Raw genomic sequence first — 21,662 nt, 5'->3', positions numbered from 1 at the left:
CGCCGTATTGGCGCCCACAGTTCGGGGTTGATGCTCTCAGGCATTCCAAGGAGTCCTGATGCATCCGGCTTTTCTGCGCCGCGGTCTTCCGCTGGCCGCGCTCGCCGCGGCCGCCCTTCTGGCGGGCTGCGCCTCCAACAACGCCGAGGCTGAAGCCGAGGCCGCCCGCCTCGCCGCCGCGGCCGAGGCCGCCGCCCGCATGCCGCCGCCCCTCGCGCTGAACGAAAGCGTGGCCCAGTCCGCCTCCATCTATGTCGCCTTCGCCCGCGACATGGCCACGATCGAGGGCGGGTTCGAGAGTCCCGAGGCCGTCCAGGCGGCGCTGGCCCGGGGCTCGACCTACAATCCGGAACAGGTCTCGCGCGGCCTGATCGCCTACGCCTCGATCCTCGCCCTGCAGTCGCCGGAGTTCGTCGCCGGGGTCCGGCAGTACGCCGGACATACCGCGACGCGTGAGACACTGGTCGCCGACATCATCGCCGATCCCCGCCATGCCTCCTACCTGCCCGGGGCCAATGCGGCGGCGGGACTGATCATCGGCGCCTTGCGCCAGGACATCGCCGCCTTGGGCCGGGCGGCGGACGGGGTCGAGAACGACGCCTATGCCGTCCAGGCCCGCCACGATCCGCGTCGGGCCTGGGGCGTGGCGCATGTGGCCGACCGGGAGGGCCGGCTCGAGGCCGCCAAGCTCCGCTCGGTCGAGGCCATGCTGCCCTCGGCCGAAGACGCCGCCGACCTGCTCGCCGCCGCCCACAGCGGGGCGGGATTGCCGGTCTCCGGCGAGGCGCGGGAGCCGGCCTTTCCCCCGGCGGTCGAACGCGCCCTCGCCCTCGCGGCGCTGGCGGCCCTCGGCGCAGCCGGAGACGACGCGCGGGCCAACACCGACGCGCTTCAGGACGAGCCCGTCGGCCAGCAATGCCTCACCCTGTCCAAGCTGATGCTGTTCCAGTGCCTCGCCGCCTCGCGTCCCAGCTATGAGGACATGTTCTGCGTCGGCCGCCACGTGGCCCGCGATCTGGCCACCTGCACGGCCCAGAACATCATCCCGACGCCGGTCGAACTTCCGGCCACGGCCGTGGCCGCCGGCGCGGCCGATGTCGCGCCGGCGCAGACGCCTGTGGCCGAGGCCGCGGCGGCGGCGTCGGTCTCCGCGACCTCCGCCCTGAACAGCGGGCGCTAGGCCGGTTTTCATTCAGGCGACGCAATGACGCCTGGAGCGGTTGCGTCAACGCCGGTTGGCGTGTAATGACCCGCGCTCTTGAATTCAGGGTCCCTAGACCCCGCCGCGAGGGCTGACTGGTCAGCGCGGCGTTTGTGTTGTTGAGGCGAGGCGATGGCCGAGATCATTCTGAACGTGGACGTCCGTGATGGCGTCGGCACCGGCGGCGCTCGCGCCGCGCGCCGCGCGGGCATGGTCCCGGGCGTGCTGTACGGCGGCGACAAGGCCCCCGTGGCCATCTCGGTGAACGAGCGCGACTTCCGCAAGTCGCTCTACACCGGCAAGCTGCTGGGTCACCTGGTGACGCTGAAGTACGGCACGGAATCGCAGCCGGTCATCGCGCGCGATGTCCAGTTCGACCCGGTCACCGACCGTCCGCTGCACTTCGACCTCATGCGGGTCGACGAAAAGCAGACCATCAAGATCGAGATCGCGGTCCACTTCATCAACCAGGACCAGTGCGAAGCCTTCCGTCAGGGCGGTTCGCTGGAAGTCGTCCGTCACTCGGTCGAGGTGAAGGTCCGCGCGGATCACATCCCGGAAGACCTGATCGTCGACCTGGCCGGCCACAAGATGGGCGACACCATCCGCTGGTCCGACCTGAAGGGCACCAAGGACGTCGAGCCGACCATCACCGACCGTGACTTCGTGATCGCCTCGATCAAGACGTCTTCGGCCGCCATCTCGGCCGCCGCCGACGACGCCCACGACGCTGAAGTGGCCGCCGAAGTCGAAGCGACCGAACAGGCCGCCGCCGAAGAAGCCGGCGAAGCCGCCGCGGAAGACACCGCCGAGGGCTGATCGCCTTTCGACAAACTGCTACTGGAACGGCCCCTTCCGGAAACGGACGGGGCCGTTTCCTTATCCGGACCTCGCGCCATGATCATCATCGCCGGCCTGGGCAATCCGGGCCCCAGATACCAGGGCAACCGCCACAACATCGGCTTCATGGCCGCCGACGAGATCGCGCGGCGGTGGTCGTTCGGCCCCGAGCGGGCCAAATTCCAGTCGGTCATCCGCGAGGGCGAGGTCGCAGCGACCGGCGGCGCGATCCGCATCCTGCTGATGAAGCCCCAGACCTTCATGAACGAGAGCGGTCGGGCCGTGGCCGAGGCGGCGCGCTTCTACAAGGTCCAGCCGTCGGAGGTCATCGTCTTCCATGACGAGATCGACCTGGCCCCCGGACGCTTCCGCATGAAGACCGGCGGCGGGGCGGCGGGCCAGAACGGGGTGCGCAGCCTGATCAGCCAACTGGGCGCAGACTTCCGCCGCGGCCGCATGGGCGTCGGTCACCCCGGCGCGCCGGAGCTGGTGCACGGCCATGTGCTGAGCGATTTCCACAAGGCCGACCAGACCTGGCTGGAACCGATGCTGCACGCCGTCGCCGACGCCCTGCCCTTCGCCCTCGCCGGCGACGACGACCGCTACCAGGCCGAGGTCATGCGCCTGGCCCCCGCGCCGAAATTCAGCCCCCGCCAGGCGGCGCAAAAAGCGCGGGACGAATAGTCACGCTTTCTCCCGCCCGACGTCCCGGCTAGAGCGGTAGCGTGACCCGCTCGCCGTCCGATTCATGGTCGATCACCCGCTCGCTCGCCTTCCTGGCGGCGACGTTCGCCATCGTGCTCGGCTCCCTGCTGCCGTCCGCCGCCATGGCCGGCCCGGGTCCGGGTCAGGCCTTCTGCTCGCAAGACGGGCTGATGGACATGGGCGACGGTCAGCCGGGTCGCGGGGACCGGAGCGCGCCGGACCACTGCCCGGCCTGCATCATACCGCTGCTGGCGGCCCTGCCGACCCCGCCCGCGCCCGAAGCCGCGCCCCTGCCCGTCGCGGTTCCGGCCGCGCTCTGGACCATCGGGGCGGCCAGTCCGCCCCCGCCCGCCCGGGCTCCGCCCCGACCGCCGTCCACCGCCCCGCCCCACGCCTGAAACAGATCTCCCGCGACGCCTGACCGGCGTCCGCAAGCCCCTCTGTTTTCAGGACCTCCAATGTCTCCCAATACCTATGCGGCGCCCTGCGCGCTGTTGCTTGCCGCCTTGTCGGTCTCGCCCGCGCTCGCCCAGACCGCGCCGCAGGACGCCCCCGCCGTCGATCTGGGCGAGGTCATCGTCACCGGCGCCCGCAATCCCGAAGACCCGCCCATCGTCGCTGAGGCGCGTCGCCGCCTGTCGCGCACGCCGGGCGCCGTCGCCGTCGTTTCGGCCGAGAGCCTCGAGACCCGCTACGCCCCCAACATCGCCGACGTGCTGCGGGACGTCCCCGGCGTCTATGCCCAGAAGAAATGGGGCGGCGATGTCCGCATCTCGATCCGGGGCTCGGGCATCGGACAATCCGTCCACCTGCGCGGCCTGTTCGTGTCGCAGGACGGCATCCCGTTCAACGAGGCCGACGGCTTCGGCGACGTGCAGATGGTCGATCCCCTGCTGGCGCGCTTCACCGAGGTCTACAAGGGCGGCAACGCGCTGCGTTTTGGCGGGGCCCTGCTGGGCGGCGCGGTCAATCTGGCCACGCCAAACGGCGGCACGGTCGAGGACACGGCCACCCTGCGCGCCGATTTCGGATCGTGGCGCACCGGCCGGCTGCACGCCGAGGTCGGCGGAGTCCGTGGCGACTGGGACGGTTTCATCGGCGTCACCGGCGCCACCGCCGAGGGCTGGCGTGATCAGTCCGACGGCCAGCAGCAGTATATCACGGCCAACATCGGCCGATCGTTCGGCGAGGATCGCGAAGCCCGGCTCATCGTCCAGGGGGCCTATATCCACCAGCAGATCCCGGGATCCCTGACCCTGGCCCAGGCGCTGGACACGCCGGAAATGGCCGCCGCCGCCAATGTCGCCAACGACTACCAGCGGGACTACGCCTCGGTGCGCACCACCCTGTCGACCCGCTGGCGGCTCTCGTCCAGCCTTCTGTTCGAAGGCGCGATCTACGGCACCTGGAAGGACCTGCATCACCCGATCTTCCAGGTCATCGACCAGCAGAGCCGCAACTACGGCGCCTTCGGGCGCTTCGACTGGGAAGGACAACTGTTCGGGATGCGCGCCGACGCCTTCGGCGGAGCCTGGTATCGGGTCGGCGACCTGGACGCCCAACAGTTCGTCAACGTCGGGGGCTCCTCGGGCGCCCGCACCGCCAGGGCGCGCCAGAACGCGGCGGCCCTGGACGTGTTCGCCGAGGGTCGGCTGTTCGTCACCGACCAGGTCGCCCTGGTCGTCGGCGGGGCCTGGGGCCGGGCCGAGCGCGACTTCCAGCGGTTCGCCCTGCCGGGCGTGGCCGGAACCTTCGACCAGACCCTGGGCAAGGACTATGAGTGGTTCGCGCCGCGCCTCGGCGTGCTGTGGGAAGGCGCCTCGGGGGCCCAGGCCTATGCCAATGTGACCCGTTCGATCGAGCCGCCGAACTTCGGATCCCTGTCGCCCACCGCCGGCGGCTTCGCGCCCATCGAGGCGCAGGAGGCCTGGACCTGGGAGGCGGGCGTGCGCGGCCGGACCGACCGGCTTTCCTGGGACGTCGCGGTCTATCGCGCCGACCTGGACCAGGAGCTGCTGAACTTCATCGTCAACCCGGCGCTGGGCATCCCGGCGGCCACCTTCAACGCCGGCCCGACGGTTCACCAGGGGATCGAGGCCGGCCTCGACTGGCGGTTCGCACCCGGATGGCGTTTGCGCCAGACCTATACGCTGTCGGACTTTTTCTTCGAGAACGACCCGGCCTATGGCGACCACGACCTGCCGTTGGTCCCGCCGCATCTGTACCGGGCCGAGCTTCGCTACGACCACCCGTCAGGCTGGTTCATCGCGCCGTCGGTCGAGACGACGCCGTCCGACACCTGGGTCGACTACGCCAACACCCTGAAGGCGCCCGGCTATACGATCCTGAATCTCGGCGCCGGCTGGAACATCACCCCGCGCGCCAGCCTGTTCATCGACGCCCGCAACCTGACCGACGAGCGGTACGTGTCGAACTTCGGCGCGGTCACCGACGCCCGCGTCGCCTCGACCGCGGTCTTCTGGCCCGGCGAGGGCGTCTCGGCCTTCGTCGGCCTGAGGTTCGCGCTGTGACGATCAACGTCGAAACCCCCGGACCGCGCGCACGCGCCGCGATCCCGTGCATTGTGGCGCCGCTGGCCATCCTCTATCCGCTGACCGGACTCAGCCTGGTCGCCGCTCTTCTCATTGACCGTGGCGTCGGACTCATCCGCGCCCGCGTCGTCCCGTCCTGAAGGGAAACCACCATGACACACCGCCTTCTCCCCCTCGCCGGCCTCCTGCTGCTGACCGCCTGCGGCTCCGGCGACCCCGCGCCCCGGCCCGGCGACCCGACGGTGACGGTCGCCGACGCCCTGTGCCGGCCGACGCCGAAGGGCCGCCAGATGACCGGCTGCTACATGACCCTGACCGCCAGCGGCGCGGACCGGCTGGTCTCGGTCGAGAGTCCCGCCGCCAACCTGGTCCAGATCCATGAGAGCCGCATGGAGAGCAATATGATGATCATGCGGGAGCTGCGGGACGGCCTCCCGCTGCCGGCCGGCCAGGGCACGGCGCTTGAACCGGGGGGCAACCACCTGATGCTGCTGGGGGTCCGGGAGCCGCTGGTCGCGGGCGATGCCGTGACCCTCAAACTGACCTTCGCCACCGCCGCGCCGGTCGAGGTGACCGCGAGAGTGGCGCAGCCCCCTGCTCCGGAAACCGCCCCCTCCGCCGCGCCCTGAAACATCGGCGACGCCCGAGCCTGACAAATGGAGCGCGACCCGCTAAAGGCTCGCGCTCACCACTCCGCTTCGCCGCCTCTTGCGGACGGGATCGCACGTCCCACCGCTGAAGAGGCTTCAGGAACCGCCCAAGCCCATGGCTCTCAAAGTCGCGATCGTCGGCCTGCCCAACGTCGGCAAGTCCACCCTGTTCAACGCCCTGACGAAGACGGCGGCGGCCCAGGCCGCCAACTATCCGTTCTGCACCATCGAGCCGAACACCGGCGATGTGGCCGTGCCCGAGCCGCGGCTCGATGTGCTGGCGGCGATCGCCGGGTCGAAGGAAATCATCCCCTCGCGGATCACCTTCGTCGACATCGCCGGCCTGGTGCGCGGCGCGTCCAAGGGCGAGGGCCTGGGCAACCAGTTCCTGGCCAACATCCGCGACTGCGACGCCGTGGCCTTCGTGGCCCGCTGTTTCGTCGACGACGACATCACCCATGTCGAGAACCGCATCGACCCGATCTCGGACCTCGACATCATCGAGACCGAGCTGATGCTGGCCGACCTCGAAAGCCTCGAGAAGCGGGTGGTCAACGTCGAGAAGAAGGCCAAGGGCGGCGACAAGGAGGCCCAGACCACCCTGCGGCTGATCAACATTGCCCTGACGCCCCTGCGCGCCGGCAAGCCGGCCCGCGTCGTCCAGGTCGACAAGGAAGACCAGAAGGCCTGGCACATGCTGCAGCTGCTGACCTCGCTGCCGGCGCTGTATGTGTCGAACGTCGACGAGAACTCGGCCGACAAGGGCAACGAACTGTCCGATCAGGTCGCCGCCCGCGCCGCCCGGGACAACGCCAAGGCCGTGGTCATCTCGGCCAAGATCGATTCCGAACTGGCCGTGCTGGACGAGGCCGAACAGGCGGAATTCCTCGAGAGCCTCGGCCTGGCCGAGCCGGGCCTGAACCGGCTGATCCGCGAGGCCTACGCCCTGCTGGGCCTGCAGTCCTATTTCACCGTCGGCCCGAAAGAGGCGCGCGCCTGGACGATTCCGATCGGGGCCACCGCGCCGCAGGCGGCGGGCGTGATCCACACCGATTTCGAAAAGGGCTTCATCCGCGCCGAAACCATCGCCTTCGACGACTTCGTCGCCCTCAAGGGCGAGGCGGGCGCGAAGGAGGCGGGCAAGATGAAGGCCGAGGGGAAGGCCTACATCGTCCGCGACGGCGATGTGATGAACTTCCTGTTCAACTAGGCGGCGGCGCGGCCTCGGGCGGCGCGGTCTCCGGCGGCGCGGTCTCCGGCGGCGCGGGGCACCGCGCCAGGGTGACCACCGCATTGTTCCGGTTCAGCCAGGTCAGGCGCATGGCGTCGCCGTGCACCGCCATCCGCACCTGCTCGTTCGAGGTCTGCCCCTCGGCCGCGCAGACCAGCGACGCCTGGTAGCCGTCGGACACCTGGCGGATCGACTGGATGCCGCAGCTGTTCTCATAGCCCTCGAACCGGGTGGTGCTGATCTCGATCGCCCGCTCGGCGCCCTGGGTATTGGCGCACCACGCCGCGTTGGCGGCCCAGCGACCGACGAAGGTCTGCGGTCCCGAGCCCGGCATGATCGAGCCGACGCCAGGCGGCGGCGTCGCCGGCGGAGCCTCGGCCTCCGGCGTGTCGATGGGCGCGGCGGGCTGGGTCGGCGGATTGGTCTCGGACGGTCCGCAGCCCGCGAGCGCGAGGACGGACAGGAAGGCGAGGCGTTTTACTGTCATTTGTCATGAACGCTGTTCGGCCGCCGCGGCTCCATACTTTCCCCCTGATCACGAATTCGCGGTCAAGCTTGCATCCGCGGCAGGATTTTGCGACCGGTTCGCCAGTGTCGAGAACAGGGGGTGTCCCGAATGGCTCAGAACACCACTCCATGGGGAGCGCAGATCGATCCGCTGGCGCAGGATATCGCCGCGGTGCTGAAGAGCATGGGGGGCTCGGCCCACCAGCGCGATGTGGTCCAGTGCGTCTGCGCCCTCAAGCGACAGCGCGGCGAGACCATCGCCCAGGATCTGGCCAACAAGATCGTCGAGGTGTTCGACAGATATCGCGACCTGTTCTTCAAGCCGTTCGGCGAAGGCTCGATGCGCTGGGCGCTGCAACCCGGCGTCGCCTGACTGACCCGACCACCGGCCAACGAAAAGGCGCGCATCCGTGGGGATGCGCGCCTTCGTCGTTCAGGACAGGGTTCTAGAAGCGGCGGACGTAGGTGAAGGCGACGGAATCGAGGCCGCCGTCCAGTTCGTCATACTCGTGACGGGTCACGTCCATGCGGACGCCGTTGTTGGCGTCGAAGAAATACTGGCCGCCGATGCCCATGGTGGCGCCGTCGAAATTGTCCGTGACGGTCGTGCCGCCGAACTCCAGGTCGAACTCGGTCGTGCCGTAGCCGACGCGGGCGAACAGGTCGGCGTTCTCGGACAGCGGCAGGTAGGCGACCGCATAGCCGGCGATGTTGTGGTTCATCGAAACGTCGACGCCCAGAATCTCGGAGGAGCCGATGCCGACGGCGAGGTCGGCTTCAACGCCGAAATAGCGGTTGAAGCGCGCGGTCGCGCGGCCGGTGACCGAATGGCCGTCCCATTCGTCGCTGCCGTCAACGTAGCGGGCGTAACCGCCCGAGACCGAGAACTCCGGCTTGGACATGGTCTGGGCCGCGGCCGGCAGGGCGACGGCGGAGGCGGCGACGGCCGCGATAACGAGAAGGCGCATAGGAACTCCCATATCTGTCGAACTGACAGCGGGGGGTCTATCGGCGGTTTCCTGTTGAAAATCGACAGGTTGACGTCTGCGGTAGCGCTTGTTTGAGCGTTATCGGTAAAGGTGTATCGCGAATGGCACAGCTTGCGGTTGGGCCCGCCGTCCTTCGACAGCGGGCCCTTCCCACATCACCTAGAAGCGGCGGACGTAGCCGAGGCCGTAGGTGTCCACTTCGCCGCCGTTGTCGCCGGTGAAGTCACGGCGCGTGATGTCGGCGCGGATGCCGTTGCGGCCGTCGAAGAACCAGTTGGCGCCGACGCCGTAGTTGACGCTCTCGCCGTCTTCGGTCGCGGAGAAGCCGGCGACGTCAGCCTTGACCTCGGTCGTGCCGTAGCCGACGCGGCCGAACAGTTCGAAATTCGGGCTGAGCGGCAGGCTGGCGACGCCATAGACGGCGGCGTCGTACTCGTGCTCGAGCGTGCCGTTCAGGCCGCCGACGGCGATGTCGTTGTCCTTGACGCCGAACGAGGCTTCACCCTCGACGCCGAAATAGGGGTTCACCTTGGCCGTCATGCGGCCGGTGATGGCGCCCAGATCGCCGTTGTCGACGTCCAGAACCGTGTAGCCGACCGAGCCCGAGACCTGCGGGGAGGAAATGCTCTGGGCCATGGCGGGCGCCGCGATCAGAGTAAGAGCGGCGGTGGCGAGAAGAATGTTACGCATTATTTCTTGTATCCTCTAGATGTGGCAACCGTCGGCTGCCAGCCCCATCCAGCGAGGACACAAATGGGTGGTCGAAGGTGGCGTTCCAGTGGCGCCCGGATACATACCAACGACTGTGGGACGTGAAGCACAGACGGCGTTACACTAATGCGGGCCAAATATTGGCAAGACGGTGAGGCCCAACCAGCCGAGCACCACGATTACCGTTGCCAAGCCAACATAGCCCAAGCGGCCTGTCGGCGTTGTCCGGAAGGTCAGCGAGAACCCTGCCAGCAGAATGATCGTGATGACGAAGCCCGGCCATATGCCGTCAATCGCCTGCTCAGCATTCCCCGTCCGGGCTGATCGGAGCCAGAATGTCAGACCCGGAGCCATGAAGGCAGTCAACAGCAGGGCGAACCGAACGATCCAGATGTTCAAGGCTCGCCATGACATCACCGGTCCTTTTCGCGCTCCGTCCCGGCGCGGGCGTGCAGCGCGGCCTGGGCCGCGGCGAGCCGGGCGATCGGCACCCGATAGGGCGAGCAGCTGACGTAGTCGAGGCCGACGTCCTCGCAGAAGGCGATCGAGGAGGGGTCGCCGCCATGCTCGCCGCAGATGCCCATCTTGATGCCGGGCCGGGCCGTCCCGCCCCGCTCGGCGGCGATGCGGATCAGGTCGCCGACGCCGTCCTGGTCGAGGCGGACGAAGGGATCGGTCTCGAAGATGCCTTTGTCCATATAGGCCTGCAGGAAGCGGCCGGAATCGTCGCGGCTGATGCCGAAGGTGGTCTGGGTCAGGTCGTTGGTGCCGAAGGAGAAGAACTCGGCGTATTCGGCCAGGTCGGCGGCGCGCAGGGCGGCGCGGGGCAGTTCGATCATGGTCCCGACGAGGTATTCGACCCGGTCGCCGGCCTCGGCGAAGACGGCCTCGGCGGTGCGGTCGGTCAGCTCGCGCAGGTATTTCATCTCCAGCCCGAGGGCGACCAGCGGGTGCATGATCTCGGGGATGGGAGCCTGCGCCGCCGTCTTCTTCACTTCGAGCGCCGCCTCGAGGATGGCGCGGACCTGCATCTCATAGATCTCGGGATAGGCGACGCCGAGGCGGCAGCCGCGGTGACCGAGCATGGGGTTGGTCTCGTGCAGCTCCTTCGCCCGGCGCTTCAGCTTGGCGGCGTCGAGGCCTTGCGTGACCGCCAGCGCGTCGATCTCGGCGTCGGTGTGGGGAATGAACTCGTGCAGCGGCGGGTCGAGCAGGCGCACCGTCACCGGCAGGCCGGCCATGATGGTGAACAGCTCGACGAAGTCGGCCTTCTGGAACGGCGCGATCTTGGCCAAGGCGGCGCGGCGGCCGGCCTCGTCGTCGGCCAGGATCATCTCGCGCACGGCAGCGATGCGGGCGTCGTCGAAGAACATGTGCTCGGTGCGGCACAGACCGATGCCCTCGGCGCCGAAGCCGCGCGCCGTCTTGGCGTCCAGTGGCGTCTCGGCATTGGCGCGGACCTTCAGCCGGCGGACCTTGTCGGCCCAGGCCATCAGGGTCTGGAAGTCGCCGGTCAGCTCGGGCTCGATCATGGCCACGGCGCCGTCGAGAACCTCGCCCTTCGAGCCGTCGATGGTGATGACCTCGCCGGCCCGGAACGTCCGGCCGCGGGCGGTGAAGGTCCCGGCCTTGTCGTCGATCGACAGCTCATTGATGCCGCAGACGCAGGGGCGACCCATGCCGCGGGCGACGACGGCGGCGTGGCTGGTCATGCCGCCCCGGGCGGTGACGATGCCGCGCGCCGCGTGCATGCCGTGGATGTCCTCGGGCGAGGTCTCCTCGCGCACCAGGATGACGGCGTCGCCCAGCTGGCTCATCCGCTCGGCCTCGTCGGCGTCGAAGACGATCTTGCCGGTGGCGGCGCCGGGCGAGGCCGGCAGGCCGGCGGCGACCACGGTGCGGCTGGCCTTCGGGTCGAGGGTCGGATGCAGCAGCTGGTCGAGCGCCGAGGGCTCGACGCGCGACACGGCCTCTTCTTCCGAAATCACACCCTCGGCGGCGAGGTCGACGGCGATCTTCAGCGCCGACTTGGCCGTGCGCTTGCCGTTGCGGGTCTGCAGCATCCAGAGGCGGCCCTGTTCGACCGTGAACTCGATGTCCTGCATGTCGCGGTAGTGGCTCTCCAGCCGGCCGACGACGTCGACGAATTCGGCGAAGACGACCGGCATGGCCTCTTCCATCGAGGGGGCGGTCTCGCCCATCTCTTCCCTGCCCGCCTTCGTCAGCGACTGGGGCGTGCGGATGCCGGCGACGACGTCCTCGCCCTGGGCGTTGATCAGGAATTCGCCGTAGAGTTTGGCCTCGCCCGTCGACGGGTTGCGGGTGAAGGCGACGCCGGTGGCCGAGGTCTCGCCCATATTGCCGAAGACCATGGACTGGACATTGACCGCCGTGCCCCAGCTCTCGGGGATGTCGTGCATGCGGCGATAGAATTTCGCCCGGTCGTTCATCCAGCTGGCGAAGACGGCCGAGACGGCGCCCCACAGCTGGTCATGGGGGTCCTGCGGGAAGGGCTGGCCCAGCCGGTCCTCGACCACGGCCTTGTAGTCGGCGACGACCTTTTCCCAGTCCTTCGCGGTCAGGTCGGTGTCGATGGTGACGCCGAGACGGTCCTTGTGGTCGTCCAGCACCTCCTCGAAATCGTCGTGCGACAGGCCGAGGACGACGCTGGAATACATGGTGATGAAGCGGCGGTAGCTGTCGAAGGCGAAGCGCCGGTCGCCGGACAGGGCGGCCAGGCCCTCGACCGTCTCGTCGTTGAGGCCGAGGTTGAGGACGGTGTCCATCATGCCGGGCATGGAGGCGCGGGCGCCCGAGCGCACCGAGACCAGCAGCGGGTTCTTCGCGTCGCCGAAGGTCTTGCCGACGACCTGTTCGACCTTCTTGAGGCCGGCCGCGACCTGTGCCGCCAGCGCGTCCGGATAGGTCTGGCCATTGGAATAGTAGTGGACGCAGGCCTCGGTGGTGATGGTGAAGCCGGGGGGCACCGGCAGGCCGAGCGAGGACATCTCGGCCAGGTTCGCGCCCTTGCCGCCGAGCAGGTTCTTCATCGACGCATCGCCGTCGGCGGAGCCTCCGCCGAAGCCGTACACCCACTGAGTCATCGCGCAGTCCTTGAGCCCTGGTCGTATCCGGCCTGACTAACGTGCTGCGCCCGCGAAGGCGAGGCCGGGGCCGTAACAAAGCGTGAGGGGGTGTAAGGATCTCCCTCCCCACTTCGGGGGAGGGAGAACGACAAGCCGCTTAAACCGCCCTTAACCGCGATGATTCACCAATCGCCCCTCAAGCTGTGCGGGGCCGCGTATTCCATGTCCGAGATCAAGACCGACGTCATTCATCGCGGCGACTGCATCGAGGTGTTGCGGTCCCTGCCCGACGCCTGTGTCGACATGGTCTTCGCCGACCCGCCCTATAATCTGCAGCTGGGCGGCGACCTGCTGCGGCCGGACAACAGCCTGGTCGACGCGGTCGACGACGACTGGGACAAGTTCGACAGCTTCGCCAGCTATGACGCCTTCACCCGCGAGTGGATGACGGAGTGCCGCCGGGTGCTGAAGCCCGAGGGCTCGATCTGGGTGATCGGCAGCTATCACAACGTCTTCCGGCTCGGCGCGGCGATCCAGGACCTGGGCTTCTGGGTGCTGAACGACATCATCTGGCGCAAGACCAATCCGATGCCGAATTTCAAGGGCACGCGGTTCACCAATGCGCACGAGACCCTGATCTGGGCGGCGCGGAGCCGGGACCAGAAGCGCTACACCTTCAACTACGACGCCCTGAAGGCCTTCAACGAGGACGTCCAGATGCGGTCCGACTGGACCCTGGCCCTGTGCACGGGCGAGGAGCGGATCAAGGACGCCGACGGCAAGAAGGCGCATCCGACCCAGAAGCCCGAAGGCCTGCTGCACCGCGTGCTGATGGCCGCGACCCGGCCCGGCGACGTGGTGCTGGACCCCTTCTTCGGCACCGGCACCACCGGAGCGGCGGCCAAGCGGCTGGGCCGCCGCTGGATCGGCATCGAGCGCGACGAGACCTATGCCAAGGTCGCCGAGAAGCGGATCAAGGCGGTGATCCCCGCCGCGCCCGAGGACCTGGTGGTCATGGGCTCGAAGCGGGCCGAGGTGAAGGTGCCGTTCGGGGCCCTGGTCGAGGCCGGGCTGCTGGCGCCCGGCGACAAGCTGTACTGCCCGCGCGGCACCCGCGAGGCCCGCGTCCGGGCGGACGGTTCGCTGGTCGCCGGTGAACTGACCGGCTCGATCCACAAGCTGGGCGCCCTGTTCGAGAACGCCCCGGCCTGCAACGGCTGGACCTACTGGCGCTTCAAGACCGACCAGGGGCTCAGGTCGATCGACGCCCTGCGGGCCGAGGTCCGGGCGGGAATGCAGTGACCGGTAACGGACACTGAAACCGCTGTAAGGGTCCGGTTTCACACAGGAAAACTCTGCGTTCGGGGAACTTCGCGGACACGAAACGGTTGCTGATCCGGCGCCTCGCCTCCCCGCGAGCGCCGGGAGCCCCGACCATGAAGATCGCTCAAGTCACGCCGCTGTACGAAGCCGTGCCGCCGAAGCTTTACGGAGGGACCGAGCGGGTCGTCGCCCATCTGACCGACGCCCTCGTCGATCTGGGCCATGACGTCACCCTGTTCGCCAGCGCCGACGCCCGGACGCGGGCGCGTCTGGTGCCGGTGCGCGATCAGGCGATCCGGCTGGACCCGGCCCCGCTGAAGTCCGATCTCGCGGCCCACATGACCCTGCTGTCGGAGGTGCTGAAGCGCGCCGACGACTTCGATGTGATCCATTTCCACACCGACATGATCCATTTCCCCTTCTTCGCGCGCTGCGCCGACAAGACGATCACGACCCTGCATGGACGGCTCGACATGAAGGACATCGGCGAGGTCTACGAACGCTGGCCCGGCTTCGGCCTCGTCTCCATCTCGGACGACCAGCGCCGGCCCCTGCCGCACGCCAGTTGGAAGGCCACGGTCCACCACGGCATGCCGGGCGAGCTGTATGAGTTCTCTCCGAAATCGGACGGCTACCTCGCCTTCCTCGGCCGCATCTCGCCGGAGAAGCGGCCCGATCGCGCCATCGAGATCGCCACCAAGCTGAACAAGCGCCTCAAGATCGCGGCCAAGGTCGATGCGGCGGACAAGGTCTATTGGGAGACGGTCATCCGGCCGCTGGTCGAGGGCAATCCGCTGATCGAGTTCGTCGGCGAGATCGGCGACCACCAGAAGTCCGCCTTCCTCGGCGGCGCCGAGGCCCTGCTGTTTCCGATCGACTGGCCCGAGCCGTTCGGGCTGGTGATGATCGAGGCCATGGCCTGCGGCACGCCCGTGGTGGCCTTCCGTTGCGGCTCGACGCCCGAGGTCATCGAGGACGGCGAGACGGGCTTCCTCGTGGACACGCTGGAACAGGCCGTCGCCGCGGCCGGTCGCGCGCATCTGCTGGATCGACACGCCATCCGCGCCCGCTTCGACCTGCGCTTCTCGGCCACGGCCATGGCGCGGCGCTATCTGGACGTCTACGGCGACCTGCTGGCGCGAAGGCCGTTCGCGGAAGAGGCGATGAGTGATGTGGTGACGCCCCTGCGACCGTTCGAGGACCGGAGTTTCGCGGCCGCCAATCTCTGATCGCCCCCGGATGAACGGGTTGTGGCCCTCAAGCGTTCGCATTTGCACGCCAGCCTGACGCCGTCACGCGCCCGCCATCCGGAGCTTTCATGGACGACGCCTATTCGGTCCAGACCACCGCCACCGAATCCGGAGAAGCCGACGGCCTTGAACGGCTGATGGCGCTGAAGGACGGCGACACCTTTCTGGTGGCGGACGGCTGGGGCGACCTGAAGGGCGGGGCCGACGGCCTGTTCGTCAATGACACCCGCATCCTGTCGCGCCTTGTCCTGACGGCGGGGAAGGCGCGGCCGTCGCTGCTGAGTTCGGGCGTCAGCCAGGACAATGTCTATTTCACCTGCCACTCGACCAACCGGCCCCTGCCCCCGATGGGCGGCCGGTCCGCGCCGGCGGGCGTGCTGCATATCGAGCGGCGCCGGTTTGTCCGGGACCAGCGGATGTTCGAGCGGGTCCGTATGGCCAACCACGGCGTCGAGGACGTGCTGCTGCCCCTGTCCTTCGACTTCGGCGCCGACTTCGCCGACATCTTCCAAGTCCGCGGCACCCTGCGGGAGAAGCGCGGGACCGTCGAAACCCCGGCGCATGACGGCCGCCGGGTGACCTTCGCCTATGTCGGGCTGGACGGTGTTCGACGCACCAGCAGCCTCGCCTTCTCCGACCCCCCTGCCCGACTGACCGGGTCGCGCGCGGACTTCATGTTCAGCCTGCCGAGGGGTAAGCGCTGCGACCTGTATATCGAATGCGGCCCGGATCGCTGTGAACAGCCCGACGAGGCGCGCTACCGGCTCAACGCCGTGCAGGCGCGGCTGGCCATGCGCACCCGGCGGCGGCGCGGCGCCTCGGTCCGGGGGCCGCGCAGCCCGCGCTTCAACGACTGGCTGGACCAGAGCCGCGCCGACGTCGCCCTGCTGACCACCGACCTGCCGACCGGCCCCTATCCCTATGCCGGCGTGCCGTGGTTCTCGACGCCGTTCGGACGGGACGGGATCATCACGGCCTGGCAGATGCTGTGGCTCGACCCCTCGCTCGCCAAGGGCGTGCTGACCTATCTGGCCATGCGGCAGGCGACGGAGGTCTCGGCCTTCCAGGACTCGGCACCGGGCAAGATCATGCATGAGACCCGCGGCGGCGAGATGAGCGCGCTCGGCGAGGTGCCGTTCGGCCTCTATTACGGCGGCGTCGACACCACCTGCCTGTTCGTGGCCCTGGCTGGCGCCTATGCCCGGCGCACCGGTGATTACGAACTGATCCGCCGGCTCTGGCCCAATCTGATCGCCGCCGTCGGCTGGATGAAGAACCACGGCGACGTCAACGGCGACGGGCTGATCAGCTATCAGCGCGGGGCCGAGACCGGCCTGTCCAACCAGGGCTGGAAGGACTCCGAGGACTCCATCTTCCACACCGACGGCCGCTTCCCCAAAGGGCCGGTCGCCCTGCTGGAGGTGCAGGGCTACGCCTATGCGGCGTGGTCGGCGATGGCCGATCTGGCGGCGGCGACGGGCGACGACCGGCAGGCGGACTGGGCGGCGCAGGCCGAACGGGTGCGGGCGCTGGTCGAGGACCGGTTCTGGATGGAGGACGACGGCTTCTACGCCATCGCCCTCGACGGCGACGGGGCGCAATGCCGTTCGATCGGCTCCAACGCCGGACACCTGCTCTTCACCGGCCTGCCGTCGGCGGAGCGGGCGAAGCGGGTGACGAAACGCCTGCTCGGAGCCGAGTTCCGCTCGGGCTGGGGCATCCGGACCCTCGCCACCGGTCAGGCCCGGTTCAATCCGATGAGCTACCATAACGGATCGGTCTGGCCCCACGACACCGCCATGGCCGCCGCCGGCATGGCCCGCTACGGCGAGCGCCGCGCCGTGTCCCTGCTGCTGGGAGAGATCTACGCCTCGGCGGCGCATTTCCACCTGCGTCTGCCCGAGCTGTTCTGCGGCTTCGAGCGTCTGCCGGGCGAGCCGCCGATCGCCTATCCGGTCGCCTGCCTGCCCCAGGCCTGGGCGGCGGGCTCGGTGTTCCTGATGCTGCAGTCGGCGCTGGGGATCAGCCTGGACGCCGTGGCCGGGACGGTCGAGATCGACGACCCCGTCCTGCCCGCAGGCATCGACCGGCTGAACGTCACCAATCTGCAGGTCGGCGACGGGATCGTGGACCTGGCCTTCCAGCAGATGGGAAGCCACACCGTGGTCATCCCGCAACGCCGCGAGGGAACGGTCTCGGTGCGGACCGTCCGCTAGGCCAGCCCGCGCTCCAGCGCCTTGCGGAAAACGGTGGGTAGCGAACCCAGGGCCTTGCCCGGATCGGTCCAGACGAAATCACCGGCCCCCTCGCCGACCCGCACGGTCAGCGTCAGCGAGAAATGGGTGAAGACATGCTCGATCGCCCCGGCCTCGCGCCAGTGCGCGGCGGCGGGCGGAGCGGCGTCTGCCGGCGTCACGCTCCACTCTGACGTCGGCAGCCCCAACATACCGCCCAGCAGCCCCTTGTCCGGCCGCCGCACCAGAGCCACCCGCCCTGTTTCGTCCCGCAGCACCCAGGCGGTCCCGGTGCGATGGGGACGGTCGGCCTTCTTCGTCTTCAACGGCCAGCGTTCAGGGTGTCCCGAAGCGTAGCCCGCGCACCACAAGGTCAGCGGACAGGCCTCGCACAGCGGCCGGCCCGGCCGGCAGACAGTGGCGCCGAGGTCCATCAGGGCCTGGGGCCAGTCTCCGGGGCGATCATCGGCGACCAGGGTGGCGGCGAGCCGCTTCAGCTCCGGTTTCGCCGCCGGCAGCGGCGTCTCGACCGCGAACAGCCGGGCCATGACCCGCTCGACATTGCCGTCCACGACATTGGCCGGACGGCCGAAGGCGATGGCCGCGACGGCGGCGGCGGTATAGCCGCCGACCCCGGGCAGGGCCAGCAGACCGGCTTCGGTGTCCGGGAAGACGCCGCCGTGATCGTTGGCCACAGCGCGGGCGCAGGCCAGCAGGTTGCGGGCGCGGGCGTAGTAGCCCAGCCCGGCCCAGGCGGCCATGACGTCGGCGTCCCCGGCGGCGGCCAGGTCTGAAACCGTGGGCCAGCGCGCGGTGAAGGCTTCGAAATAGGGCGTCGCGTGCGGCGTGGTGGTCTGCTGCAGCATCACCTCCGACAGCCAGACGCGGTAGGGGTCAGGAGGCGGCGAACCGGGCGGCGCGCGCCACACCAACGTCCGCCCATGGACGTCGTACCAGTCCAGCAGGGCGGCGCGGAGGGCGGAGACGGGACGCATCGTCCGCGCTATAGACCGGAAATGCGCCGCACGCTGCCCACAGACGCCGAAGCCCGCGAAATCCTGTCGCGTCGCCGCACGCGCCCGGCGCCGCGCCCGACGCCGAAGGCGGGTCGGGCCTTGCAGGGGCTGATCAAGGAGCTGGACGGTAAATTCGGGCGCGGGGCGACGGCGCTGGAGCCGCGCTGGCGCGAGATCGTCGGCGACCGGCTGGCGCGGGTCACCCGGCCGCAGAAGCTGACCAGAGGCAAGGGCGGCGCCGGCGGAACACTGGAGCTGCGCGTGGCCGGCCCAGCCGCCCTGCTGGTGCAGCATCAGTCGGAAGACATCCTCGCGCGGGTCAATCTGTTCCTCGGCGCCGGAAGCGTCGCTCGCCTGCGGATCGCCCAGGGACCGGTCAAGCCGCCCTCTGACATCGCCGCTGCGCCCGGCCGCCGCCCGGCCGCCCAGCCCCTGTCCGCCCATGAGGAGGCCGAACTCAAGGCGGCCGTCGCCGCGGCGCCGGACGCGCTCAAGGGTCCCCTGGAACGGCTCGGGCGGGCGGTTCTCGGCGACCCGGAGAAAGGCCGCGACCGTTCAGGCCGTTGACAAAACTTCGCCGTTTCTGTTCTCGAAAGTGCTGAAGCGCGCGTATCTGCGGGGAATCGCGCAATCCTTCCCAAAATCCCGCATCCAGTTGAGGACGACGCCATGAGCGCCCAGACCAAATACGCCGCCATGAGCCGCCGCGCGGCGATGACCGCCGCGGCCCTGGCCGCCATGGCGACCCTGGCCGGTTGCGGCGGCGGGGGCGCGGGCGGCGCCGTCGAGGGCGACATGGCCATGGGGGCCCCGGAGGGCGCCAAGGTCACCGTGATCGAATACGCCTCGGTCACCTGCCACGTCTGCGCCGCCTGGCAGGAAGAGAACTGGGAGGCCTTCAAGGCCGCCTATGTCGACACCAACAAGGTCCGTTACGTGTTCCGCGAACTGCCGACCGGCCCGATCAATGTCGCCGTCGCCGGCTTCATGATCGCCCGCTGCGCCGGCGAGGACAAATATTTCGACGTCGTCCACAACATCATGGCCAGCCAGGACGAGTGGCAGGCGGGCGTCAATCCGCGCGACACCCTGTTCCGCATCGGCAACGGCGCCGGGCTGAGCAACCAGCAGATCGAGACCTGCATCAAGGACCCGGACAACATCAAGGCGGCCGACGCCCGCGCCCGCGCCTCCCAGGCCGCCGGTGTCGGCGGCACGCCGACCTTCATCGTCAACGGCGTGACCATCACCTCGCCGGGCTCGTCCAGCGGCGCCACCATGGCCGATCTGTCCAAGGCGATCGAAGCCGAACTGGCCAAGGGCTGAGGGTCGCGGTGACCAACCGGCGGCGATCCCTGCTGATCCTGGCGCTGGCGGCGGCGTCTCTCATGGCGTCGTCGCCGGCCGTCGCCCAGACGGCCATCGCCCCACCGACGGCGGCCGACCGCAGCATCGGCCGCGCCGACGCCCCCGTCACCGTGATCGAATACGCCTCCTTCGCCTGCCACCACTGCGCCGACTGGCACCTGTTCGTCTATCCGGCCTTCAAGACCCGGTTCATCGACACCGGCCAGGTGCGGCTGGTCTTCCGCAATCTGCCGACCGCGCCCGCGGAGGTCTCCCTGCCGGGGGCCGCCCTCGCCCGGTGCGCCGCGCCCGAGCGGTTCTTCGACGTCGCCTCGGCCCTGATGCTGGGGCAGGCGGAGGTGCTGCGCGGCGGAACGCGCGAGGCCTGGTATGCGCCCGCCGTCGCCGTCAGCGGCCGGACCCGGGCCCAGCTGGACGAATGCGCCGAGACCGAAGCGACCCGCGACGCCCTTGAACGCGACATCGCCAGCGCCCAGGCCGCCGACGTCCGCAACACCCCGACCTTCTTCGTCAACGGACGCCGCGTGGCGGACCGCTCGCTGGGCGGGCTGGAGGTCGCGATCCGGGCGGCCGCCGCAGGCCAGTGACCGCGTAGGGACCCATGCAGTTCCAGCGCCTCCGGCTCGTGGGCTTCAAGTCCTTCGTCGATCCCGCCGAGGTGCATATCGAGCCGGGCCTGACCGGGGTGGTCGGCCCCAACGGGTGCGGCAAGTCGAACGTGCTGGAAGGCCTGCGCTGGGTCATGGGCGCCAACTCCGCCAAGGCCATGCGCGGCCAGGGCATGGACGACGTCATCTTCGCCGGCGCCGCCGACCGCCCGCCGCGCAACCACGCCGAAGTCCAGCTGACCATCGACAACGCCCAGCGCCGGGCGCCGCAGCCTTTCACCGACAGCCCGATGCTGGAGGTGTCGCGCCGCATCGACCGCGGCCAGGGCTCGACCTACCGCATCAACGGCAAGGAGGTGCGGGCGCGCGACGTGCAACTGCTGTTCGCCGACGCCTCGACCGGGGCCAACTCGCCCGCCCTCGTCCGACAGGGCCAGATCAGCGAACTGATCGCCGCCAAGCCGCAGAACCGCCGCCGCATCCTTGAGGAGGCGGGCGGCGTCGCCGGCCTGCACACCCGCCGCCATGAGGCCGAGCTGCGGCTGAAGGCGGCGGAGACCAATCTCGAACGGCTGGACGACATCGGGCGGGAGCTGGAGACGGCGCTGACGCGGCTGAAGCGCGAGGCGCGGCAGGCGGAGCGGTACAAGAAGATCTCGGCCGAGATCCGCGCCCTGCAGGCGGCCCTGCTGTTCGTGCGCTGGAACGACGCCCGCGTGGCGGCCGAGGCCGCGGCGCAGGATCTGGCCGACGCCGACCGGGCGGTGGGCGAGGCGACGATCGCGTCCAGCCGCGCCCAGACGGCGGCGCTGTCCGCGCAGGAGGCCCTGAAGCCGGCCCGGGAAGAGGACGCGGTCGCGGGGGCCCTGCTGCACCGCGCCAGCCTCGAACGCGACCGGCTCGACATGGCCGAACAGGCCGCGCGGGCCGAGGTCGACCGCCTGACCGCCGAGGCCGCCCGCATCGCCGCCGACATCGAACGCGAGACGGCCATGGCCGGGGACGCGGACGGGGAACTGGCCCGGCTGGGCGCCGCACTGGAGACCCTGACCGCCGAAATCGCCGGCGCCCCGACGCGCGGTCCCGAGCTGGAAGCCGCCCTCGCCGCCGCCGAGGACGCCCGCAAGGCCGCCGACGCCGAGGTCGAGCGCGTCGCCGGGGCCGCGGCCTCCGTCGAGGCCCGGGTCAATGCCGAGAGCGCCCGCAAGCGCGACGCCGAGGCCCGCGTGGCCCGGGCGGAGGCGCAGCGGGCCTCGGCGCAGTCCGAACGCGCGGCTCTGGGACCGCTGGAAACGCCCGAGATCGAGGCGGCGAAGACGGCGCTGGAAACGGCCCAGGCCGAACTGGCGCAGGCCCGCGCGGCGGTCGAGGCGGCCGAGTCAGACCGCGGC

22 protein-coding genes are annotated in these 21,662 nt (G+C 69.6%); 16 read left to right on the top strand and 6 right to left on the bottom strand.

Translation table 11 applies throughout. The features are described from left to right. Positions 1-58: 58 nt before the first annotated feature. The 8 genes from B2742_RS09685 (at position 59) to ychF (ending at position 7,158) form a co-directional block, all read left to right on the top strand. On the top strand, positions 59-1,180 hold the full coding sequence (locus tag B2742_RS09685; protein ID WP_292065558.1) for a hypothetical protein: 1,122 nt from the start codon (positions 59-61) through the stop codon (positions 1,178-1,180). 153 nt (positions 1,181-1,333) lie between these two features. Beyond that, positions 1,334-2,020, top strand: a complete 687-nt coding sequence (locus B2742_RS09680) for a 50S ribosomal protein L25/general stress protein Ctc (protein ID WP_292065556.1) — start codon at positions 1,334-1,336, stop codon at positions 2,018-2,020. Positions 2,021-2,098: 78 nt separating this feature from the next. Continuing rightward, on the top strand, positions 2,099-2,725 hold the full coding sequence (pth, locus tag B2742_RS09675) for an aminoacyl-tRNA hydrolase (RefSeq protein WP_292065555.1): 627 nt from the start codon (positions 2,099-2,101) through the stop codon (positions 2,723-2,725). Positions 2,726-2,766: 41 nt separating this feature from the next. Continuing rightward, positions 2,767-3,144: a DUF2946 family protein gene (locus B2742_RS09670; protein ID WP_292065553.1), complete on the top strand. Its 378-nt coding sequence runs from the start codon at positions 2,767-2,769 to the stop codon at positions 3,142-3,144. Between the two features lie 60 nt (positions 3,145-3,204). Next, a complete protein-coding gene (locus tag B2742_RS09665) occupies positions 3,205-5,277 on the top strand; it encodes a TonB-dependent receptor family protein (RefSeq protein ID WP_292065550.1) in 2,073 nt (690 codons plus the stop codon). Continuing rightward, the gene (locus B2742_RS09660; protein WP_292065547.1) at positions 5,274-5,438 is read left to right on the top strand and encodes a hypothetical protein; all 165 of its coding nucleotides are present in this window, start codon (positions 5,274-5,276) and stop codon (positions 5,436-5,438) included. Before B2742_RS09665 ends, B2742_RS09660 begins: the two co-directional genes overlap by 4 nt. A gap of 12 nt (positions 5,439-5,450) precedes the next feature. After that, positions 5,451-5,927: a copper chaperone PCu(A)C gene (locus B2742_RS09655; RefSeq protein WP_292065544.1), complete on the top strand. Its 477-nt coding sequence runs from the start codon at positions 5,451-5,453 to the stop codon at positions 5,925-5,927. A gap of 136 nt (positions 5,928-6,063) precedes the next feature. After that, a complete protein-coding gene (ychF, locus tag B2742_RS09650; RefSeq protein ID WP_292065542.1) occupies positions 6,064-7,158 on the top strand; it encodes a redox-regulated ATPase YchF in 1,095 nt (364 codons plus the stop codon). Here the strand turns inward: ychF and B2742_RS09645 are convergent. Continuing rightward, positions 7,151-7,666 carry a hypothetical protein gene (locus B2742_RS09645; RefSeq protein ID WP_292065541.1) on the bottom strand — a complete coding sequence of 172 codons (516 nt, stop codon included), beginning with the start codon at positions 7,664-7,666 and terminating at the stop codon, positions 7,151-7,153. The genes ychF and B2742_RS09645 overlap by 8 nt on opposite strands. A 129-nt stretch (positions 7,667-7,795) precedes the next feature. On the opposite strand from B2742_RS09645, the gene B2742_RS09640 reads away from it, so the two are divergent. After that, a complete protein-coding gene (locus B2742_RS09640; protein ID WP_292065539.1) occupies positions 7,796-8,059 on the top strand; it encodes a hypothetical protein in 264 nt (87 codons plus the stop codon). A gap of 73 nt (positions 8,060-8,132) precedes the next feature. On the opposite strand, the gene B2742_RS09635 is transcribed toward B2742_RS09640, so the two are convergent. From B2742_RS09635 to ppdK, 4 genes are all read right to left on the bottom strand, one after another. Beyond that, positions 8,133-8,654 carry an outer membrane beta-barrel protein gene (locus tag B2742_RS09635; RefSeq protein ID WP_292065536.1) on the bottom strand — a complete coding sequence of 174 codons (522 nt, stop codon included), beginning with the start codon at positions 8,652-8,654 and terminating at the stop codon, positions 8,133-8,135. A gap of 180 nt (positions 8,655-8,834) precedes the next feature. Then, a complete protein-coding gene (locus tag B2742_RS09630; protein ID WP_292065534.1) occupies positions 8,835-9,365 on the bottom strand; it encodes a porin family protein in 531 nt (176 codons plus the stop codon). Between the two features lie 144 nt (positions 9,366-9,509). Further along, entirely contained in the window at positions 9,510-9,785 is a 276-nt protein-coding gene (locus tag B2742_RS09625; protein WP_292065533.1) for a hypothetical protein, read from the bottom strand. Positions 9,786-9,799: 14 nt separating this feature from the next. After that, positions 9,800-12,490, bottom strand: a complete 2,691-nt coding sequence (gene ppdK / locus B2742_RS09620) for a pyruvate, phosphate dikinase (protein WP_292065530.1) — start codon at positions 12,488-12,490, stop codon at positions 9,800-9,802. Positions 12,491-12,694: 204 nt separating this feature from the next. Between ppdK and B2742_RS09615 the strand changes: the two genes are divergently transcribed. The 3 genes from B2742_RS09615 (at position 12,695) to B2742_RS09605 (ending at position 17,261) form a co-directional block, all read left to right on the top strand. Beyond that, positions 12,695-13,774: a site-specific DNA-methyltransferase gene (locus B2742_RS09615; protein ID WP_292065528.1), complete on the top strand. Its 1,080-nt coding sequence runs from the start codon at positions 12,695-12,697 to the stop codon at positions 13,772-13,774. Positions 13,775-13,908: 134 nt separating this feature from the next. Beyond that, on the top strand, positions 13,909-15,024 hold the full coding sequence (locus B2742_RS09610) for a glycosyltransferase family 4 protein (protein ID WP_292065526.1): 1,116 nt from the start codon (positions 13,909-13,911) through the stop codon (positions 15,022-15,024). 89 nt (positions 15,025-15,113) lie between these two features. Next, on the top strand, positions 15,114-17,261 hold the full coding sequence (locus tag B2742_RS09605) for an amylo-alpha-1,6-glucosidase (protein WP_292065524.1): 2,148 nt from the start codon (positions 15,114-15,116) through the stop codon (positions 17,259-17,261). On the opposite strand, the gene mutY is transcribed toward B2742_RS09605, so the two are convergent. Continuing rightward, positions 17,258-18,274 (bottom strand): A/G-specific adenine glycosylase, encoded by a 1,017-nt coding sequence (gene mutY, locus B2742_RS09600; protein WP_292065522.1) that lies wholly within the window; start codon positions 18,272-18,274, stop codon positions 17,258-17,260. The two genes, B2742_RS09605 and mutY, sit on opposite strands and share 4 nt — an antisense overlap. Before the next feature lie 21 nt (positions 18,275-18,295). On the opposite strand from mutY, the gene B2742_RS09595 reads away from it, so the two are divergent. From B2742_RS09595 to B2742_RS09580, 4 genes are all read left to right on the top strand, one after another. Then, positions 18,296-18,862, top strand: coding sequence for a DUF721 domain-containing protein (locus B2742_RS09595; protein WP_292065517.1), 567 nt, complete (start codon positions 18,296-18,298; stop codon positions 18,860-18,862). A 102-nt stretch (positions 18,863-18,964) separates the two neighbouring features. Further along, a complete protein-coding gene (locus B2742_RS09590) occupies positions 18,965-19,621 on the top strand; it encodes a thioredoxin domain-containing protein (RefSeq protein ID WP_292065515.1) in 657 nt (218 codons plus the stop codon). An 8-nt stretch (positions 19,622-19,629) separates the two neighbouring features. Beyond that, positions 19,630-20,250, top strand: coding sequence for a thioredoxin domain-containing protein (locus B2742_RS09585; RefSeq protein ID WP_292065513.1), 621 nt, complete (start codon positions 19,630-19,632; stop codon positions 20,248-20,250). Positions 20,251-20,264: 14 nt separating this feature from the next. Next, a partial coding sequence (locus tag B2742_RS09580) for an AAA family ATPase (protein ID WP_292065512.1) occupies positions 20,265-21,662 on the top strand: 1,398 nt, incomplete at its 3' end.

The sequence above is a fragment of the Brevundimonas sp. UBA7664 genome (assembly GCF_002483305.1).
Taxonomy (GTDB): Bacteria; Pseudomonadota; Alphaproteobacteria; order Caulobacterales; family Caulobacteraceae; genus Brevundimonas.
The sequence above is the reverse complement of the archived record's forward strand: the minus strand, read 5'-3'. Positions and strand labels throughout refer to the sequence as shown.